Source organism: Pseudomonas sp. JUb42 (assembly GCF_024807945.1).
Lineage (GTDB): Bacteria > Pseudomonadota > Gammaproteobacteria > Pseudomonadales > Pseudomonadaceae > Aquipseudomonas.
Genome location: NZ_JANUFD010000003.1, coordinates 254,279 through 269,234 on the forward strand (window position 1 = coordinate 254,279; position 14,956 = coordinate 269,234).

Consider the following 14,956-nt stretch of genomic DNA (forward strand, 5'->3'; position numbering starts at 1 on the left):
CGAGCGGTTCAGCCGATTACTTGCGTTTCATCGACAGGAAGAACTCGTCGTTGGTCTTGGTCTGCTTGAGCTTATCGATCAGGAACTCGATGGCAGCGACCTCGTCCATCGGGTGCAGCAGTTTGCGCAGGATCCACATGCGCTGCAGCTCGTCATCGGCAGTCAGCAACTCTTCGCGGCGAGTGCCGGAGCGGTTGATGTTGATGGCCGGGAAAACGCGCTTCTCGGCGATCTTGCGATCCAGAGGCAGCTCCATGTTGCCGGTACCCTTGAACTCTTCGTAGATCACTTCGTCCATCTTCGAGCCGGTTTCAACCAGCGCGGTGGCGATAATGGTCAGCGAGCCGCCTTCTTCGATGTTACGTGCCGCACCGAAGAAACGCTTTGGTTTTTCCAGGGCGTGGGCATCGACACCACCGGTCAGGACCTTGCCGGAGCTCGGGATGACGGTGTTGTAGGCGCGGGCCAGGCGGGTGATGGAGTCAAGCAGGATGACCACGTCTTTCTTGTGCTCGACCAGGCGCTTGGCCTTCTCGATCACCATTTCGGCGACCTGTACGTGCCGGGTTGGCGGCTCGTCGAACGTCGAGGCAACCACTTCGCCGCGCACGGTGCGCTGCATTTCGGTCACTTCTTCCGGGCGTTCATCGATCAGCAGCACGATCAGGTGAACTTCCGGGTTATTGCGCGTGATGTTAGCCGCGATGTTTTGCAGCATGATGGTCTTGCCCGCTTTTGGCGGAGCAACGATCAGGCCACGCTGGCCCTTGCCGATCGGGGCGCACAGGTCGATGACACGACCGGTGAGGTCTTCGGTGGAACCGTTGCCGGCTTCCATCTTCATGCGCACGTTCGGGAACAGTGGCGTGAGGTTTTCAAACAGAATCTTGTTCTTCGCGTTTTCCGGACGGTCGAAGTTGATCGTGTCGACCTTCAACAGTGCGAAGTAACGTTCGCCTTCCTTCGGAGGGCGGATCTTGCCAACGATGGTGTCGCCCGTACGCAGGTTGAAGCGACGGATCTGGCTTGGCGAGACGTAGATATCGTCAGGGCCGGCCAGATAGGAAGCGTCTGCGGAGCGCAGGAAACCGAAGCCGTCCTGGAGGATCTCCAGCACGCCATCACCGGAAATTTCCTCGCCGCTTTTGGCGTGCTTTTTCAGCAGGGAGAAAATCACATCCTGCTTGCGCGAACGGGCCATATTTTCTATGCCCATCTGTTCGGCCATTTCGAGCAGATCGGTAATCGGCTTTTGCTTGAGTTCAGTCAGATTCATATGGGAATGACGTAATCATGTATGGAGGGAGAAATTAAGCTTTGGGAGCTTAAAGAGGCTGCGCCGCAGAGAAGGCGAAAGGATCGCGAACAAGCATCGAAAGGAGAGCGTCGGCGACGGCTAGCAGGGGGCAGCGGAGAAACCGTTGCGGGGCCGAATTTAACACTTGATTTTCAGGACGTCTAGTGCGAATCCCGAAAAAAACCCCGCTATTTGCGGGGCTTTATGCATCATCAGATGTTTGCATCCAGGAATGCTTGCAGCTGCGATTTCGACAGGGCGCCGACCTTGGTGGCCGCGACTTCGCCGTCCTTGAACAGCATCAGGGTCGGGATACCACGTACGCCGTGCTTGGCCGGGGTTTCCTGGTTCTCGTCGATGTTCAGCTTGGCGATGGTCAGTTTGCCTTCGTAAGTACCGGCAATGTCGTCCAGCACAGGCGCGATCATTTTGCATGGGCCGCACCACTCAGCCCAGTAATCCACCAGCACAGGGCCGGAAGCCTTGAGGACGTCGGCTTCGAAGCTCGCATCGCTAACGTGTTTGATCAGGTCGCTACTCATGAAATTCTCCGAGGTCGTAGGCTAAAAAACGTGCACCATCATAGCGGGCCTCGTCCTGTACAGGAAGCTGATGATCATTGAGCCTTACTATGGTTGCGTTTAAGTGGCCTTATGGCACTGCTCAGCCAGTCGGTGCCGTGAAGACAATACCGGTGCGCAATGCTGCGCCGCGGATATGCTCCTGCATGGCTTTTTGCGCGGGCCCGGCGGCATGTCGCCCTAGCGAACGGAGGATCTTGCGGTGCTCCTGCCAGGTTTCCATGGCTCTGCCGGCGCGGATGAACGGTAGCTTCTGGCTTTCCAGAAAAATGTCCGCACCCGCCGTGATGATCCCGAGAATGGCCTGATTGCCACTGGCTACGAGGATATGCCGGTGGAATTCGAAGTCCAGGCGCGCGGCGGCCTCGAAATCGCTGGCGCGTAATTCCAGGCGCATGGCTTCGACATTGTCTTCCAGGATGTCGTGTTCGTCGGCGGTCAGGGTCACGGCGGCCAGCCCGGCAGCGAAGCCTTCCAGAGCGTAACGCAGCTGAAAAGTGTCGGACGGTGAAGCCTGGGCGGCGAATGGCCAGGAAAATCCACTGCTGCGCTGTTCTGGTTCAGAAAGCGACTGGACGAATACGCCCTTGCCCGGCTGCACGCTGACCATGCCCAGGGCGCTCAGCGACGACAATGCTTCGCGCAGTGAAGCGCGGCTGACACCCAGCAATAGCGCCAGATCCCGCTGCGAGGGCAGGCTGTCGCCGGGTTGATAGCCTTGCTCGACAATCAATTTACGGATTGCCCGGAAGGCTGTTTCAGGTACTGCAATCGGATTCTGAGGCATAACTGTTCAGGCTGGTCAGTCCGGGAAAACTTCCTTTTATAGACATCCGAACAATCCGGCAAGCGACGCCCAGGCGTGGCGCGCCGGGGCTTTTGGGCGCTCCAAAGCGGTGCGCCTGAGGTCTTACTGGTCTGACCAGTCGGAGGTGCGGGTACCTTCCGTAGAACCAGCTTAAGTCGGGAGATCGCCCTCCCGGCTTAAGCCGGTCCTACATAGAGGTGATGATTGCTGGCAAAAGCCCATGAATGGCATGGGCTGTGCACTGCACTGGATATCGCAACGAACCCTCTTTCGCACGAACCGGAGATTTCCTATGACCAAGCGTTACAGCGCCCTGCTCTCTGCTCTGTTTGCCAGCCTGATGCTCAGCCAGGCACCTGCCCATGCCAATGGCCTGGACGACATCACGGCGCGTGGCACCTTGAAGGTCGCGGTGCCTCAGGACTTCCCGCCGTTCGGTTCGGTCGGCCCGGACATGAAGCCGCGCGGTCTGGATATCGATACTGCACAGCTGCTGGCTGACCAGCTCAAGGTCAAGCTTGAGCTGACTCCGGTCAACAGCACCAACCGCATCCCTTACCTGACCACCGGCAAGGTCGATCTGGTCATCTCCAGCCTGGGCAAGAACCCGGATCGCGAGAAGGTCATCGACTTCTCCCGCGCCTACGCGCCGTTCTATCTGGCGGTGTTTGGCCCGCCTGAAGCGGCCATCGCCAATGTTGACGATCTCAAAGGCAAAACCATCAGCGTGACCCGTGGTGCTATCGAAGATATCGAGCTGACCGCCGTTGCGCCGAAAGAGGCCACCATCAAGCGCTTCGAGGACAACAACTCCACCATCGCCGCTTACCTGGCCAACCAGACCGACCTGATCGCCAGCGGCAACGTGGTGATGGTTGCGATCAGCGAGAAGAACCCCAAGCGCATCCCGGCGCTGAAAGTGAAGCTCAAGGATTCGCCGGTCTACGTCGGTGTGAACAAGGGCCAGCCTGAGCTGCTCGCCAAGGTCAACGAGATCCTCAACGGTGCCAAGGCTGACGGCGCGCTGGAGAAGAACTCCCAGACCTGGCTCAAGCAACCTCTGCCAGCCGATCTTTGATCGCCCAGCTCTGATCACCGCGTCCGGGAACTGCCAATGGCTTATCACTTCGACTTTCTACCGGTCCTGCAAAACACCGATCTGTTATTGCGCGGGGCCTTGTTCACGCTGGAGCTGACGGCCATCGGTACGGTGCTCGGGGTTGCCCTGGGCATCGTCGGCGCCATCGTCAGGGCCTGGAAGATTCAGCCGTTCTCGGCGATTTTCGGGGTCTATGTCGAGCTGATCCGCAACACGCCGTTCCTGGTGCAGCTGTTCTTTATCTTCTTCGGCCTGCCGTCATTGGGTGTACAGATCTCCGAATGGCAGGCGGCCGTGCTGGCCATGGTGGTCAACCTGGGGGCCTATTCGACGGAGATTATTCGCGCCGGTATCCAGGCCATCCCCCGTGGTCAGCTGGAAGCGGCAGCAGCCCTGGCGATGAACCGCTTCGAAGCGTTCCGTTACGTGGTGCTGATTCCGGCTCTGGGCAAGGTCTGGCCGGCGTTGAGCAGCCAGATCATCATCGTCATGCTTGGCTCGGCGGTGTGCTCGCAGATTGCTACTGAGGAGTTGAGCTTCTTTGCCAACTTCATCCAGTCGCGCAACTTCCGCGCCTTCGAAACCTACATCATTACCACGCTGATCTATCTGTGCATGGCGTTGTTGATCCGCCAGTTGCTGGCGTGGATCGGGCGTCGCTACATATCGAGGAAAGGCTGATGGATTTCACCCTTTGGGATGTGGTGCGCAACCTGCTCACAGGCCTGCAATGGACCCTGGCGCTGTCCCTGGTCGCGTTTATCGGCGGCGGGCTGATCGGTCTTGCGGTGATGACCGCGCGGATTTCCGAAAAGGCCCTGCCACGACGTCTGGCGCGGGTGTACATCGAATTGTTCCAGGGTACGCCACTGCTGATGCAGCTTTTCCTGGTGTTCTTCGGTGTTGCGCTGATCGGTTTCGATATTTCGCCTTGGGTCGCTGCGGCTTTGGCGTTGACGCTGTTCACCAGTGCCTATCTGGCGGAGATCTGGCGCGGTTGCGTCGAGTCCATCGCCAATGGCCAGTGGGAAGCCTCGGCCAGCCTGGCCCTGACGCCCTTCGAACAATTGCGCTATGTGATCCTGCCTCAGGCCCTGCGTATTGCGGTGGCGCCAACGGTCGGCTTCTCGGTGCAGGTGGTCAAGGGTACGGCGGTGACCTCGATCATCGGCTTCACCGAGCTGACCAAGACCGGCAGCATGCTGGCCAACGCCACCTTTCAGCCTTTCATGGTCTACGGCTTCGTTGCCCTGGGCTATTTCCTGCTTTGCTACCCCTTGTCGCTCAGTGCCCGCTACCTGGAAAGGAGACTGCATGCCTCTGCTTAGAATTTCCGCCCTGCATAAATACTACGGCGATCACCACGTTCTCAAAGGCATCGACCTCTCGGTCGAGGAAGGCCAGGTCGTGGCCATCATCGGCCGCAGCGGCTCGGGCAAAAGCACCCTGCTGCGCACACTGAACGGCCTGGAGTCGATCAACGACGGCGTCATCGAAGTCGATGGCGAATATCTGGACGCCGCCCGCGCCGATCTGCGCTCGCTCAGGCAGAAGGTCGGCATGGTGTTCCAGCAGTTCAACCTGTTTCCGCACCTGAGCGTCGGCGAGAACGTGATGCTGGCCCCGCAGGTGGTGCAGAAGGTTTCCCGGCCTGACGCGGCGAAGCTGGCCAGGCGCATGCTTGAGCGGGTCGGCCTGAGCGAGAAATTCGATGCCTTCCCGGACCGGCTGTCCGGCGGCCAGCAACAGCGCGTGGCGATTGCCCGGGCGCTGGCCATGTCACCCAAGGTATTGTTGTGCGACGAAATCACCTCGGCCCTCGACCCTGAGCTGGTCAATGAAGTGCTTAGCGTCGTGCGGCAATTGGCCGCCGATGGCATGACCCTGATCATGGTGACTCACGAGATGCGTTTTGCCCGCGAAGTCGGCGACAAACTGGTGTTCATGCATCAGGGCAAGGTGCATGAGGTGGGTGATCCGAAAGAGTTGATGGCCAATCCGAGAACCCCGGAGCTGGCAAATTTCATCGGTTCCACCGAGCAATAACCCTTCACCCCGCAGCCGCTGACGCGCTTCGCGTTGGCGGCAGGCATGGATCATGGCAGGATGGCGCGGTTATCGACCGAGATTTGCTGACCATGCCGAATTCCACCGCCAAGAATCTTTCCCTGATTGCCGCCATCGACCTGGGCTCGAACAGCTTCCATATGGTTGTTGCCAAGGCCAATCTCGGGGAAATCCGCATTTTGGAGCGCCTTGGCGAGAAGGTTCAGCTGGCGGCGGGCATCGATGACGAGCGGCGCCTCAGCGAAGAGTCCATGCAGCGCGGCCTCGATTGCCTCAAGCGCTTTGCCCAACTGATCAACGGTATGCCCCTGGGCGCCGTGCGTATCGTCGGTACCAATGCCCTGCGTGAAGCGCGTAACCGTGGCGAGTTCATCCGCCGTGCCGAAGAAATCCTCGGTCACCCCGTCGAAGTCATTTCCGGCCGCGAAGAAGCGCGCCTGATCTACCTTGGCGTGTCCCATACCCTCGCCGATACCCCCGGCAAACGCCTGGTGGCCGATATCGGCGGCGGCAGTACCGAATTCATCATTGGCCAGCGCTTCGAGCCGTTGCTGCGCGAGAGCCTGCAAATGGGTTGCGTCAGCTTCACCCAACGCTACTTCAAGGACGGCAAGATCACTCCTGCCCGCTATGCCCAGGCCTACACGGCTGCGCGCCTTGAGATCATGAGCATCGAGCACGCGCTGCATCGCCTGAAGTGGGATGAAGCGATCGGCTCCTCGGGCACCATCCGCGCCATCGGCCTGGCCCTCAAGGCTAACGGTCACGGCTCCGGCGAGGTCAACGCCGAAGGCCTGGCCTGGCTCAAGCGCAAGGTGTTCAAGCTGGGCGACGTCGACAAGATCGACTTCGACGGCATCAAGCCTGACCGCCGCTCGATCTTCCCGGCGGGCCTGGCGATTCTCGAAGCGATCTTCGATGCCCTGGAACTGCAGCGCATGGACCATTGCGAAGGTGCCCTGCGTGAAGGCGTGCTCTACGACCTGCTGGGTCGCCATCATCACGAAGACGTGCGTGAGCGCACCCTGACTTCGCTGATGGAGCGTTACCACGTCGATATGGAGCAGGCCGCCCGCGTCGAGCGCAAGGCGCTGCTGGCACTGGAGCAGGTCGCCGGTGCCTGGGATCTGGAAGACGATCTGTATCGCGAGCTATTGAGCTGGGCCGCGAAGGTGCACGAAGTAGGTCTGGATATCGCCCACTATCACTACCACAAGCACGGCGCCTACCTGATCGAGCACTCAGACCTGGCTGGCTTCTCCCGCGAAGACCAGCAAATGCTGGCCCTGCTGGTGCGTGGCCACCGGCGCAATATTCCCAAGGACAAGTTTGCCGAGTTCGGCGATGAAGGCATCAAGCTGATTCGCCTGTGCGTGCTGCTGCGCTTTGCCATCCTGTTCCACCACATCCGTGGCACCCAGGAAATGCCGCAGCCGGTATTGAACGCCAGCGGCAATCAGCTGGACATTCAATTCCCGGATGGCTGGCTGGAAAACAACCAGCTGACTCAGGCCGACTTCGCGCTGGAAGCGGAGTGGCTGACCCGAGTCGGTATCGTCCTTACTGTACGCTGAGGACGGGGATGCTCAGGCGCTCCAGGAGAGTGGCCTGGGCACTGCGCGGGTTCTGGTTGCCGGTCGGCGTGCTACGGGTGTAGCGGCCGTCTGAGTGCAGAATCCAGCTGTGGGTGTTGTCCGTCAGATAGCTTTCCAGCTCCTTCTTGACCCGCAGAATCAGTTTCTTGCCCTCGACCGGGAAGCAGGTCTCGACGCGCTTGTCGAGGTTGCGCTCCATCCAGTCGGCACTGGACAGGAACATCTGCTCCTCGCCGCCATTGAGGAAGTAGAACACCCGGGTGTGCTCCAGGAAGCGGCCGATGATCGAGCGCACATGGATATTGTGCGAGACCCCGGCGATGCCTGGGCGCAGGCAGCACATGCCGCGCACCACCAGATCGATACGCACGCCCGATTGGCTGGCCTTGTACAGCGCGCGGATGATCTTCGGATCGGTCAGTGAGTTGAACTTGGCGATGATATGGGCCGGTTTGCCCTCGAGAGCGAACTGGGTCTCCCGGGCGATCATATCGAGCATGCCTTTCTTCAGCGTGAAGGGCGCGTGCAGCAGCTTCTTCATGCGCAGGGTCTTGCCCATGCCGATCAGCTGGGTGAACAGCTTGCCCAGGTCTTCGCACAGGGCGTCGTCCGAGGTCAGCAGGCTGTAGTCGGTGTACAGACGGGCGTTGCCGGCGTGGTAGTTACCCGTGCCCAAGTGCGCATAACGAACGATCTCACCGGCCTCGCGGCGCAGGATCAGCATCATCTTGGCGTGGGTTTTGAAGCCCACCACACCGTAGATCACCACCGCACCCGCTGCCTGCAGGCGGCTGGCCAGTTGCAGGTTGGATTCTTCATCGAAACGCGCGCGCAGCTCGATGACCGCAGTGACTTCCTTACCGTTGCGCGCGGCATCGACCAGAGCGTCGACGATTTCCGAGTTGGCGCCGCTGCGATACAGGGTCTGGCGCACAGCCAGAACGTGCGGGTCTTTGGCCGCCTGGCGCAGCAGGTCGACCACCGGGGTGAACGATTCAAACGGATGCAGCAGCAGAATGTCCTGCTTCTTGATCACGTTGAAAATGTTGTCGCTGTTCTGCAACAGCTTGGGGATTGCTGGAGTGAACGGCGGATATTGCAGTTCCGGGTGGCTGTCCAGGCCAGTGATGCTGAACAGGCGAGTCAGGTTGACCGGGCCGTTGACCTGATACAGCTCGGTTTCGGACAGGTTGAACTGCTTGAGCAGGTAGTCCGACAGCTGTTTGGGACAGGTATCGGCCACTTCCAGGCGCACTGCGTCGCCGTAACGCCGCGAGAACAGCTCGCCGCGCAGGGCGCGGGCCAGGTCTTCAACGTCTTCGGAGTCCAGTGCCAGGTCGGCGTTACGGGTCAGGCGGAACTGATAGCAGCCCTTGACCTTCATGCCCTGGAACAGATCATCGGCGTGGGCGTGGATCATCGACGACAGGAACACATAGTTGTCGCCAGGGCCGCCTACGTCTTCCGGCACCTTGATGATGCGCGGCAGCAGGCGCGGGGCCGGGATGATCGCCAGACCCGAGTCGCGACCGAAGGCGTCGATACCTTCCAGTTCGACGATGAAGTTCAGGCTCTTGTTCACCAGCAATGGGAACGGGTGCGTCGGGTCGAGGCCAATCGGGGTGATGATCGGCGCAATTTCGTCGCGGAAGTAGCGGCGCACCCAGGTTTTGATCTTCACCGTCCAGCTGCGGCGACGGATGAAGCGAATCTGATGCTTCTCCAGCTCAGGCAGGAGAATGTCATTGAGAATGGCGTATTGGCGGTCCACATGGCCGTGGACCAGTTCGCTGATGCGTGCCAGCGCCTGATGCGGCTGCAGGCCGTCGGCTCCCGCCTGTTCGCGGGCGAAAGTGATCTGCTTCTTGAGACCGGCGACACGAATTTCGAAGAACTCATCCAGGTTGCTGGAGAAGATCAGCAGGAACTTCAAGCGCTCCAGCAGCGGATACGACTCGTCCAGCGCCTGTTCCAACACGCGAATGTTGAATTGCAGCTGGGACAGCTCACGATGGATGTAGAGGCTGCTGTCGTCGATATTGAGGCTGACGACGGCCGGAGCTGCCACAACGGGCGGCTCGATGGCCGGGATGACCTCAATGCTTGGCTCGACCACTGGCAAAGCTTCCTGAGCGTCGACTTCGACTTTTGCTTCGACAGCGGCCTGGGTGAGTCCTTCGGTATTCATGAATAATCCTGGGGGTGGTTACCCTTTTAACAGTTGAGCAGCGCGGACGGCAAAGTACGTGAGAATGCCATCAGCTCCTGCGCGTTTGAAAGCGGTAAGGGATTCGAGAATCACCCCTTCGCTCAGCCAGCCGTTCTGGATCGCGGCCATGTGCATCGCGTACTCGCCACTGACTTGATAGACAAAAGTCGGGACCTTGAATTCATCCTTGACCCTGAAAAGGATGTCCAGGTAAGGCATGCCCGGCTTGACCATGACCATGTCGGCGCCTTCGGCCAGGTCCGCCGCCACTTCATGCAGGGCTTCGTTGCTGTTGCCCGGATCCATCTGATAAGAGGCCTTGTTGGCCTTGCCCAGATTCAATGCCGAGCCGACCGCATCGCGGAACGGGCCGTAGTAGGCGCTGGCGTACTTGGCCGAGTAGGCCATGATCCGCACATTGACGTGACCGGCGTGCTCCAGGGCTTCACGGATGGCCTGGATGCGACCGTCCATCATGTCCGAGGGGGCGACGACCTGGGCACCGGCTTCAGCGTGGGACAGTGCCTGCTTGACCAGGGCTTCGACGGTGATGTCGTTCTGCACATAGCCGCTGTCGTCGAGGATGCCGTCCTGACCGTGAGTGGTGAAGGGGTCGAGGGCGACGTCGGTGATCACGCCCAGCTCTGGGAAGCGCTCACGCAGGGCGCGGGTGGCGCGCTGGGCGATGCCGTCCGGGTTCCAGGCTTCGGCACCGTCCAGGGATTTCTTTTCCACAGGGGTGACCGGGAACAGGGCCAGTGCCGGAATGCCCAGGGCAACCCAGGCTTCGGCTTCCTTGAGCAGCAGATCGATACTCAGACGTTCGACACCCGGCATCGAAGCGATGCTTTCGCGCTGGTTTTCACCATCGAGTACAAAAACGGGAAGAATCAGGTCGTCGACGGTCAGAACATTCTCACGGACCAGTCGGCGGGAAAAATCGTCGCGACGGTTACGACGCAGGCGAGTGAGAGGAAACAGGCGGTTTGCGGGGGTAAAGCTCACGGCGAGACTCCTGAGCCCGCATACGCGGGCAAGCGCGACAGTTATAAGCCGCCATTATGACTAATGTGTGACAGTCTGACTCAGGCTGCGACTCGAGGCCGCAGCTGTGCGGTTCAGACGGGTATCACAGGACCTCTAAACATAATGTTCAGAGGGTGTTGCCATTGTCTTCGTCACAAACTTTAACGTCGAGACACATCTCCACACTTTCCTCAATGACACTGGCGGGTTAGGCTGCGCGTTCATTTCGCCAGCACCCAGAAAATGCTCCAACATTTCTTGCAGGAATTTGGTTACTTTGCCCTCTTTCTCGGCACCTTCTTTGAAGGCGAGACCATTTTGGTTCTTGCCGGATTCCTTGCGTTCCGGGGTTACATGGATATCTATGTGGTCGTGGTCGTGGCTTTCTTCGGGAGCTATGCCGGTGACCAGCTCTGGTATTTCATGGGGCGCAGACATGGCCGCAAACTGCTCGCGCGCAAGCCGCGCTGGCAACTCATGGGCGATCGGGCGCTGGAGCATATCCGCAAGCACCCGGATATCTGGGTCCTGAGCTTCCGCTTCGTTTATGGCCTGCGCACGGTAATGCCCGTGGCTATCGGCCTGTCCGGCTATCCGCCGGGGCGCTACCTGCTGCTAAACGGCATCGGTGCAGCGATCTGGGCGGCGGCACTGGCGGCGGCGGCCTATCACTTTGGCGCCGTGCTGGAAGGCCTGCTGGGCAACGTCAAGAAATACGAGCTATGGGTCCTGGGCGGCCTGCTGCTGCTCGGTCTTGCCCTGTGGCTGCGTCGGCGTGTCAAGAATGCCCGTGCGGCGCGTATCAAGGCTGCAGAAGCCGCAGAGGCCAGTTCGACGCCTGTGCCGGTGGAAGTGCCGGTCGAGATCAAGAAGCCGGCTGACGAGTGAGCTGTATTATCCAGGCATTTTTTGTCAGATCGCTGGAAAATCTCGCGCCAGCCGCGTCAGAATCCGGTCCAGGGCGTTGGCAAATGCTTGCCTTTCCCGCTCGCCATAAGGCCCCTGGCCTCCTCCCATCTGGCCCTGCTCACGCAGATCGGTAAACAGATTGCGCACCGCCAGGCGCTCGCCCATGTTCTGCGGATCGAACTCCTTGCCGCGTGGATCGAGGGCGGCCACGCCTTTCTTGATCAGGCGGTCCGCCAACGGCACATCACTGCAAATCACCAGCTCGCCGGGCACGGCCTGTTCCACCAGATAGTCGTCGGCCGCATCGGGTCCTGCCGGGACCACGATCAGTTTCACGCAACTGAAGGCTGGCTTGATCTGGGCCTGGCCGGCTACCAGCACCACCTCGAATTTGCGCTTGAGGGCAAATTTGACCACCTGGTCCTTGGCGGCCTTGGGACAGGCGTCGGCATCTATCCAGACGCGCAGGCTCATGCCTCGCACCCGAACAGGGAAGGCGCCGGGATCAGGCAGGTTGGTAAGCGCAAGCTCAGTGACATGGGAGGCTCGGTCAGGATTTTCAAAGGCCTGCATTGTCGATGTGAAAGGCCGCCTCGCTCAAGGCAGATATCAATATTTATTACCCGCAATGCGGGCGCAAAAGGTTCAATACCGCTCGTCGAAAGGGCTGTGATCTCATTCACATGCTGGCAAATAGGGCCGAAAAGGCCATTGTTTTCATATTTCTGCTGTTTATAATCCCCGCCTTCCTGCAAGCGTCGCAACCGCTCTGCTTCGCAGGAATCCGACCCGGAACCCATTACCGGGGCAAATGGACTTGCATGACGGCCTCTCAATCGGCGCGTCATGACTCTCTCTAAGGATTGAACGCACCATGTCCTCTCGTGTCCTGACCGCGGCTGCTCTGATCGTTTCCCTGCAGTTGGCCGGCTGTTCCGCATTCCGCAGTTACGACACCGAGCTGAAGGAAACCAACCAGCAGTTGTCGGGCGGCAACGTCGACGGCGCCCTGCTGACCCTGGAAAAGAACAACACCGGCGCCGACAAGGACCTTCTTTATTACTTCGAGAAGGGCGAGATCCTGCGCGCCAAGGGCGACCTGACCGGCAGCCAGACTGCCTGGCGCTCGGCTGATGACGTAGTGTTCAAGTGGGAAGAGTCGGTCAAGTTCGATACCGACAAGTACGTCGCCCAGTTCGGCAGTTATCTGGTCAACGACAAGGTCCGTCGTTACGAAGGCTATGACTACGAGAAAGTCATGCTGACCACGCAGATGGCCCTGAACCTGCTGGCCCAGAACGATTTCGACGGTGCCCGTACCGAGATCAAGAAGACTCACGAGCGTGAGGCCGTGATCGCCGATCTGCGCGACAAGGAATACCTCAAGAGTGAAGACGAGGCCCGTGAAAAGGGCGTTACCACTCAGTTCAAGGACCTCAAGGGCTATCCGGTCGCCTCTCTCGATGCCCCGGAAGTCGTCGGCCTGAAAAACAGCTATCAGAGCGCGTTCAGCCATTACCTGTCCGGCTTCGTCTATGAAGCCCTCGGTGAAAAAGACCTTGCCGCACCGGGCTATCGTCAGGCCGCCGAACTGCGTCCTAACACCCCTCTGCTCGATCAGGCCCTGCTGAACCTGGACGACGGCGGCAGTAAAGTGCCCGCCAGCAAGGGCGGTAAGGGTAAAAAAGGCAGCAAGGAGAGCAAGTCCGTCGTTGAGGCCGCGCCAAGCACGGAAGGCACCAGTGACGTGCTGATCGTGGTGCAGAGCGGCTTTGCTCCGGCCCGTGACTCGGTGCGTATTCCGCTGCCGCTGCCAATCGCCAATAACATTGTGATCACCGCCCTGTCGTTCCCGGTGATCAAGCCGGATACCTCGACCCAGCGCTTCTCGCAGATCGTCGTCAACGGCGCGCCGGTTAACCTGACCCTGCTCAACAGCACCACGGACATGTCGCGCCGTGCCCTGCGTGACGACATGCCAGGCATCATCGTGCGTACCACCGTACGCGCCATCAGCCGTGGCGTTGCGCAGAAGCAGCTCAATGACGTCAACCCGCTCGCGGGCTTGGCCATGGGCATCACCTCGGCCATCGTCGAAGGCGCCGATACCCGTACCTGGCGCACCCTGCCGGACACCACTCAGGTTGTGCGCCTGCGGCTGAAGCCGGGCGAGCACGACGTTGTGCTGCCGTCGGTCACCGGCGGCACCCACGTCAAGGTCAAGATCGACCGCCCTTATCAGGTCGTGGCCCTGCGTGCCGTCAGCAATCAGGTCTATGCCGATGGCCTGATGGCCCAGGTCGTGCCATCGACCCTGCCGCAAGCCGTGGCTACCAAACAACCTTGAACGGAGACACCCGCATGCGTATGAAGATGCTTGGCGCGCTGGCCTTGGCCCTGCTCGCCGGATGCGCCACCCCGCCGCCACCCGCACCGGGCAGCGCAGCCAGCAAAGTAGTGTCGCTGGGCAGCATGGACAATATTGAAGTCGGTGCGATGCGCGTCGCTCGTGAGAACGGCTTCATGACCGTCAAGGTCGAGCTGCACAACACCAGCTTCCGCAACAAAAGCATGTTCTATCGCTTCGCCTGGCTGGGCAACGACGGTTTCCCGGTAGGGGATGAGGACAGCTGGAAGAGCGTGACTTTGTACGGCTCCCAGACCAGCTTCCTGTCCGCCATCGCGCCGCTGCCGAAGGCCACTGACTTCCGCCTTGAAGTCAAAACCCCTTGATCCGTCTTCCCTTTCGATCAGTTCAAGAGAAACCGCATATGTTGTCTATCCGCCTCTGCTCCATTGCCGCTGTGGCCCTGCTGGCTACCGGTTGCGTTAACAACTCCCCGACCCTGGGCAGCAAGAACATCAGCTACGGCGACACCAAGGCCGTAGAAACCGTTACCAACGAGTTCGGTTCCACCGACCTGCAGATGATTGCCGAGAGCATGACCCGCTCCCTGGCGCAGTCCGGCGTCCTGCAAGGCCGTCCGGTGGTGCAGGTCTACGACGTGAAGAACAAGACCAGCGAGTACATCGATACCCGCGAAATCACCACGTCGATCAAGACCCAGCTGATGAAGACCGGCACTGCCCGCTTCGCCAGTGACAACACCGACATGCAGAGCCAGGTCGACCAGCTCAAGCTGCAGAACCAGAGCGGCCTGTACAAGAAATCCACGGTCAGCAAGACCGGCAACATGCTGGCGGCCAAATACCGCATCGAAGGTTCCATCAGCTCCATCGTCAAGCGCAGCAGCGACTACAAGGACGTCTTCTACAAATTCAGCCTGCAGCTGATCGACGTCGAGAGCGGCATTGCTGAGTGGATGGACGAGAAAGAAATCCGCAAAACCACGGAGCGTTAATCA

Annotated in this window: 16 protein-coding genes; 9 read left to right on the forward strand and 7 right to left on the reverse strand. The window is 59.9% G+C overall.

Features of this window, described 5'->3' with window-relative positions:
* Window positions 1-16: 16 nt before the first annotated feature.
* The 3 genes from rho to M2401_RS07715 form a co-directional block, all read right to left on the reverse strand.
* Window positions 17-1,276 carry a transcription termination factor Rho gene (gene rho, locus M2401_RS07705; protein WP_259101221.1) on the reverse strand — a complete coding sequence of 420 codons (1,260 nt, stop codon included), beginning with the start codon at window positions 1,274-1,276 and terminating at the stop codon, window positions 17-19.
* Between the two features lie 233 nt (window positions 1,277-1,509).
* Entirely contained in the window at window positions 1,510-1,839 is a 330-nt protein-coding gene (gene trxA / locus M2401_RS07710; RefSeq protein ID WP_081564805.1) for a thioredoxin TrxA, read from the reverse strand.
* Between the two features lie 121 nt (window positions 1,840-1,960).
* Window positions 1,961-2,665: a FadR/GntR family transcriptional regulator gene (locus tag M2401_RS07715; RefSeq protein ID WP_259101225.1), complete on the reverse strand. Its 705-nt coding sequence runs from the start codon at window positions 2,663-2,665 to the stop codon at window positions 1,961-1,963.
* Between the two features lie 313 nt (window positions 2,666-2,978).
* On the opposite strand from M2401_RS07715, the gene M2401_RS07720 reads away from it, so the two are divergent.
* The 5 genes from M2401_RS07720 to ppx all read left to right on the forward strand — a co-directional run bounded on the left by M2401_RS07720 (window position 2,979) and on the right by ppx (window position 7,426).
* Window positions 2,979-3,764 carry a transporter substrate-binding domain-containing protein gene (locus M2401_RS07720; protein ID WP_259101228.1) on the forward strand — a complete coding sequence of 262 codons (786 nt, stop codon included), beginning with the start codon at window positions 2,979-2,981 and terminating at the stop codon, window positions 3,762-3,764.
* A 36-nt stretch (window positions 3,765-3,800) separates the two neighbouring features.
* Complete coding sequence (locus tag M2401_RS07725; RefSeq protein ID WP_259101229.1) at window positions 3,801-4,466, forward strand: amino acid ABC transporter permease; 666 nt, start codon at window positions 3,801-3,803, stop codon at window positions 4,464-4,466.
* On the forward strand, window positions 4,463-5,113 hold the full coding sequence (locus M2401_RS07730) for an amino acid ABC transporter permease (protein ID WP_259101688.1): 651 nt from the start codon (window positions 4,463-4,465) through the stop codon (window positions 5,111-5,113). The genes M2401_RS07725 and M2401_RS07730 overlap by 4 nt, the downstream gene beginning before the upstream one ends.
* Entirely contained in the window at window positions 5,100-5,831 is a 732-nt protein-coding gene (locus M2401_RS07735; protein WP_259101231.1) for an amino acid ABC transporter ATP-binding protein, read from the forward strand. Before M2401_RS07730 ends, M2401_RS07735 begins: the two co-directional genes overlap by 14 nt.
* 92 nt (window positions 5,832-5,923) lie before the next feature.
* The gene (gene ppx, locus M2401_RS07740) at window positions 5,924-7,426 is read left to right on the forward strand and encodes an exopolyphosphatase (protein ID WP_259101232.1); all 1,503 of its coding nucleotides are present in this window, start codon (window positions 5,924-5,926) and stop codon (window positions 7,424-7,426) included.
* Here the strand turns inward: ppx and ppk1 are convergent.
* A complete protein-coding gene (gene ppk1, locus M2401_RS07745) occupies window positions 7,413-9,635 on the reverse strand; it encodes a polyphosphate kinase 1 (protein ID WP_259101234.1) in 2,223 nt (740 codons plus the stop codon). The genes ppx and ppk1 overlap by 14 nt on opposite strands.
* Window positions 9,636-9,653: 18 nt before the next feature.
* Entirely contained in the window at window positions 9,654-10,661 is a 1,008-nt protein-coding gene (hemB, locus tag M2401_RS07750; RefSeq protein ID WP_259101236.1) for a porphobilinogen synthase, read from the reverse strand.
* A gap of 264 nt (window positions 10,662-10,925) precedes the next feature.
* Between hemB and M2401_RS07755 the strand changes: the two genes are divergently transcribed.
* Complete coding sequence (locus M2401_RS07755) at window positions 10,926-11,570, forward strand: DedA family protein (protein ID WP_259101237.1); 645 nt, start codon at window positions 10,926-10,928, stop codon at window positions 11,568-11,570.
* 24 nt (window positions 11,571-11,594) lie between these two features.
* On the opposite strand, the gene M2401_RS07760 is transcribed toward M2401_RS07755, so the two are convergent.
* Both M2401_RS07760 and M2401_RS07765 read right to left on the reverse strand, forming a co-directional pair.
* A complete protein-coding gene (locus M2401_RS07760; protein WP_259101691.1) occupies window positions 11,595-12,059 on the reverse strand; it encodes a YaiI/YqxD family protein in 465 nt (154 codons plus the stop codon).
* Window positions 12,060-12,061: 2 nt separating this feature from the next.
* Window positions 12,062-12,439 (reverse strand): hypothetical protein, encoded by a 378-nt coding sequence (locus tag M2401_RS07765; RefSeq protein WP_259101239.1) that lies wholly within the window; start codon window positions 12,437-12,439, stop codon window positions 12,062-12,064.
* Window positions 12,440-12,465: 26 nt separating this feature from the next.
* On the opposite strand from M2401_RS07765, the gene M2401_RS07770 reads away from it, so the two are divergent.
* Genes M2401_RS07770 through lpoB form a run of 3 tightly spaced genes read left to right on the forward strand, consistent with a single transcriptional unit; the run spans window position 12,466 to window position 14,953 of the window.
* Window positions 12,466-13,938: a COG3014 family protein gene (locus M2401_RS07770; RefSeq protein ID WP_259101240.1), complete on the forward strand. Its 1,473-nt coding sequence runs from the start codon at window positions 12,466-12,468 to the stop codon at window positions 13,936-13,938.
* Window positions 13,939-13,952: 14 nt separating this feature from the next.
* Window positions 13,953-14,324: a YcfL family protein gene (locus tag M2401_RS07775; RefSeq protein WP_259101242.1), complete on the forward strand. Its 372-nt coding sequence runs from the start codon at window positions 13,953-13,955 to the stop codon at window positions 14,322-14,324.
* A 38-nt stretch (window positions 14,325-14,362) separates the two neighbouring features.
* Entirely contained in the window at window positions 14,363-14,953 is a 591-nt protein-coding gene (lpoB, locus tag M2401_RS07780; protein WP_409033886.1) for a penicillin-binding protein activator LpoB, read from the forward strand.
* The last annotated feature ends 3 nt before the right edge of the window (window positions 14,954-14,956 follow it).

Bases quoted from the DNA above. Each gene is read 5' to 3' on its own strand.
- rho (WP_259101221.1), bottom strand. From the start codon at position 1,276: ATGAATCTGACTGAACTCAAGCAAAAGCCGATTACCGATCTGCTCGAA.
- trxA (WP_081564805.1), bottom strand. From the start codon at position 1,839: ATGAGTAGCGACCTGATCAAACACGTTAGCGATGCGAGCTTCGAAGCC.
- M2401_RS07715 (WP_259101225.1), bottom strand. From the start codon at position 2,665: ATGCCTCAGAATCCGATTGCAGTACCTGAAACAGCCTTCCGGGCAATC.
- M2401_RS07720 (WP_259101228.1), top strand. From the start codon at position 2,979: ATGACCAAGCGTTACAGCGCCCTGCTCTCTGCTCTGTTTGCCAGCCTG.
- M2401_RS07725 (WP_259101229.1), top strand. From the start codon at position 3,801: ATGGCTTATCACTTCGACTTTCTACCGGTCCTGCAAAACACCGATCTG.
- M2401_RS07735 (WP_259101231.1), top strand. From the start codon at position 5,100: ATGCCTCTGCTTAGAATTTCCGCCCTGCATAAATACTACGGCGATCAC.
- ppx (WP_259101232.1), top strand. From the start codon at position 5,924: ATGCCGAATTCCACCGCCAAGAATCTTTCCCTGATTGCCGCCATCGAC.
- ppk1 (WP_259101234.1), bottom strand. From the start codon at position 9,635: ATGAATACCGAAGGACTCACCCAGGCCGCTGTCGAAGCAAAAGTCGAA.
- M2401_RS07755 (WP_259101237.1), top strand. From the start codon at position 10,926: ATGCTCCAACATTTCTTGCAGGAATTTGGTTACTTTGCCCTCTTTCTC.
- M2401_RS07765 (WP_259101239.1), bottom strand. From the start codon at position 12,439: ATGACGCGCCGATTGAGAGGCCGTCATGCAAGTCCATTTGCCCCGGTA.
- M2401_RS07770 (WP_259101240.1), top strand. From the start codon at position 12,466: ATGTCCTCTCGTGTCCTGACCGCGGCTGCTCTGATCGTTTCCCTGCAG.
- M2401_RS07775 (WP_259101242.1), top strand. From the start codon at position 13,953: ATGCGTATGAAGATGCTTGGCGCGCTGGCCTTGGCCCTGCTCGCCGGA.
- lpoB (WP_409033886.1), top strand. From the start codon at position 14,363: ATGTTGTCTATCCGCCTCTGCTCCATTGCCGCTGTGGCCCTGCTGGCT.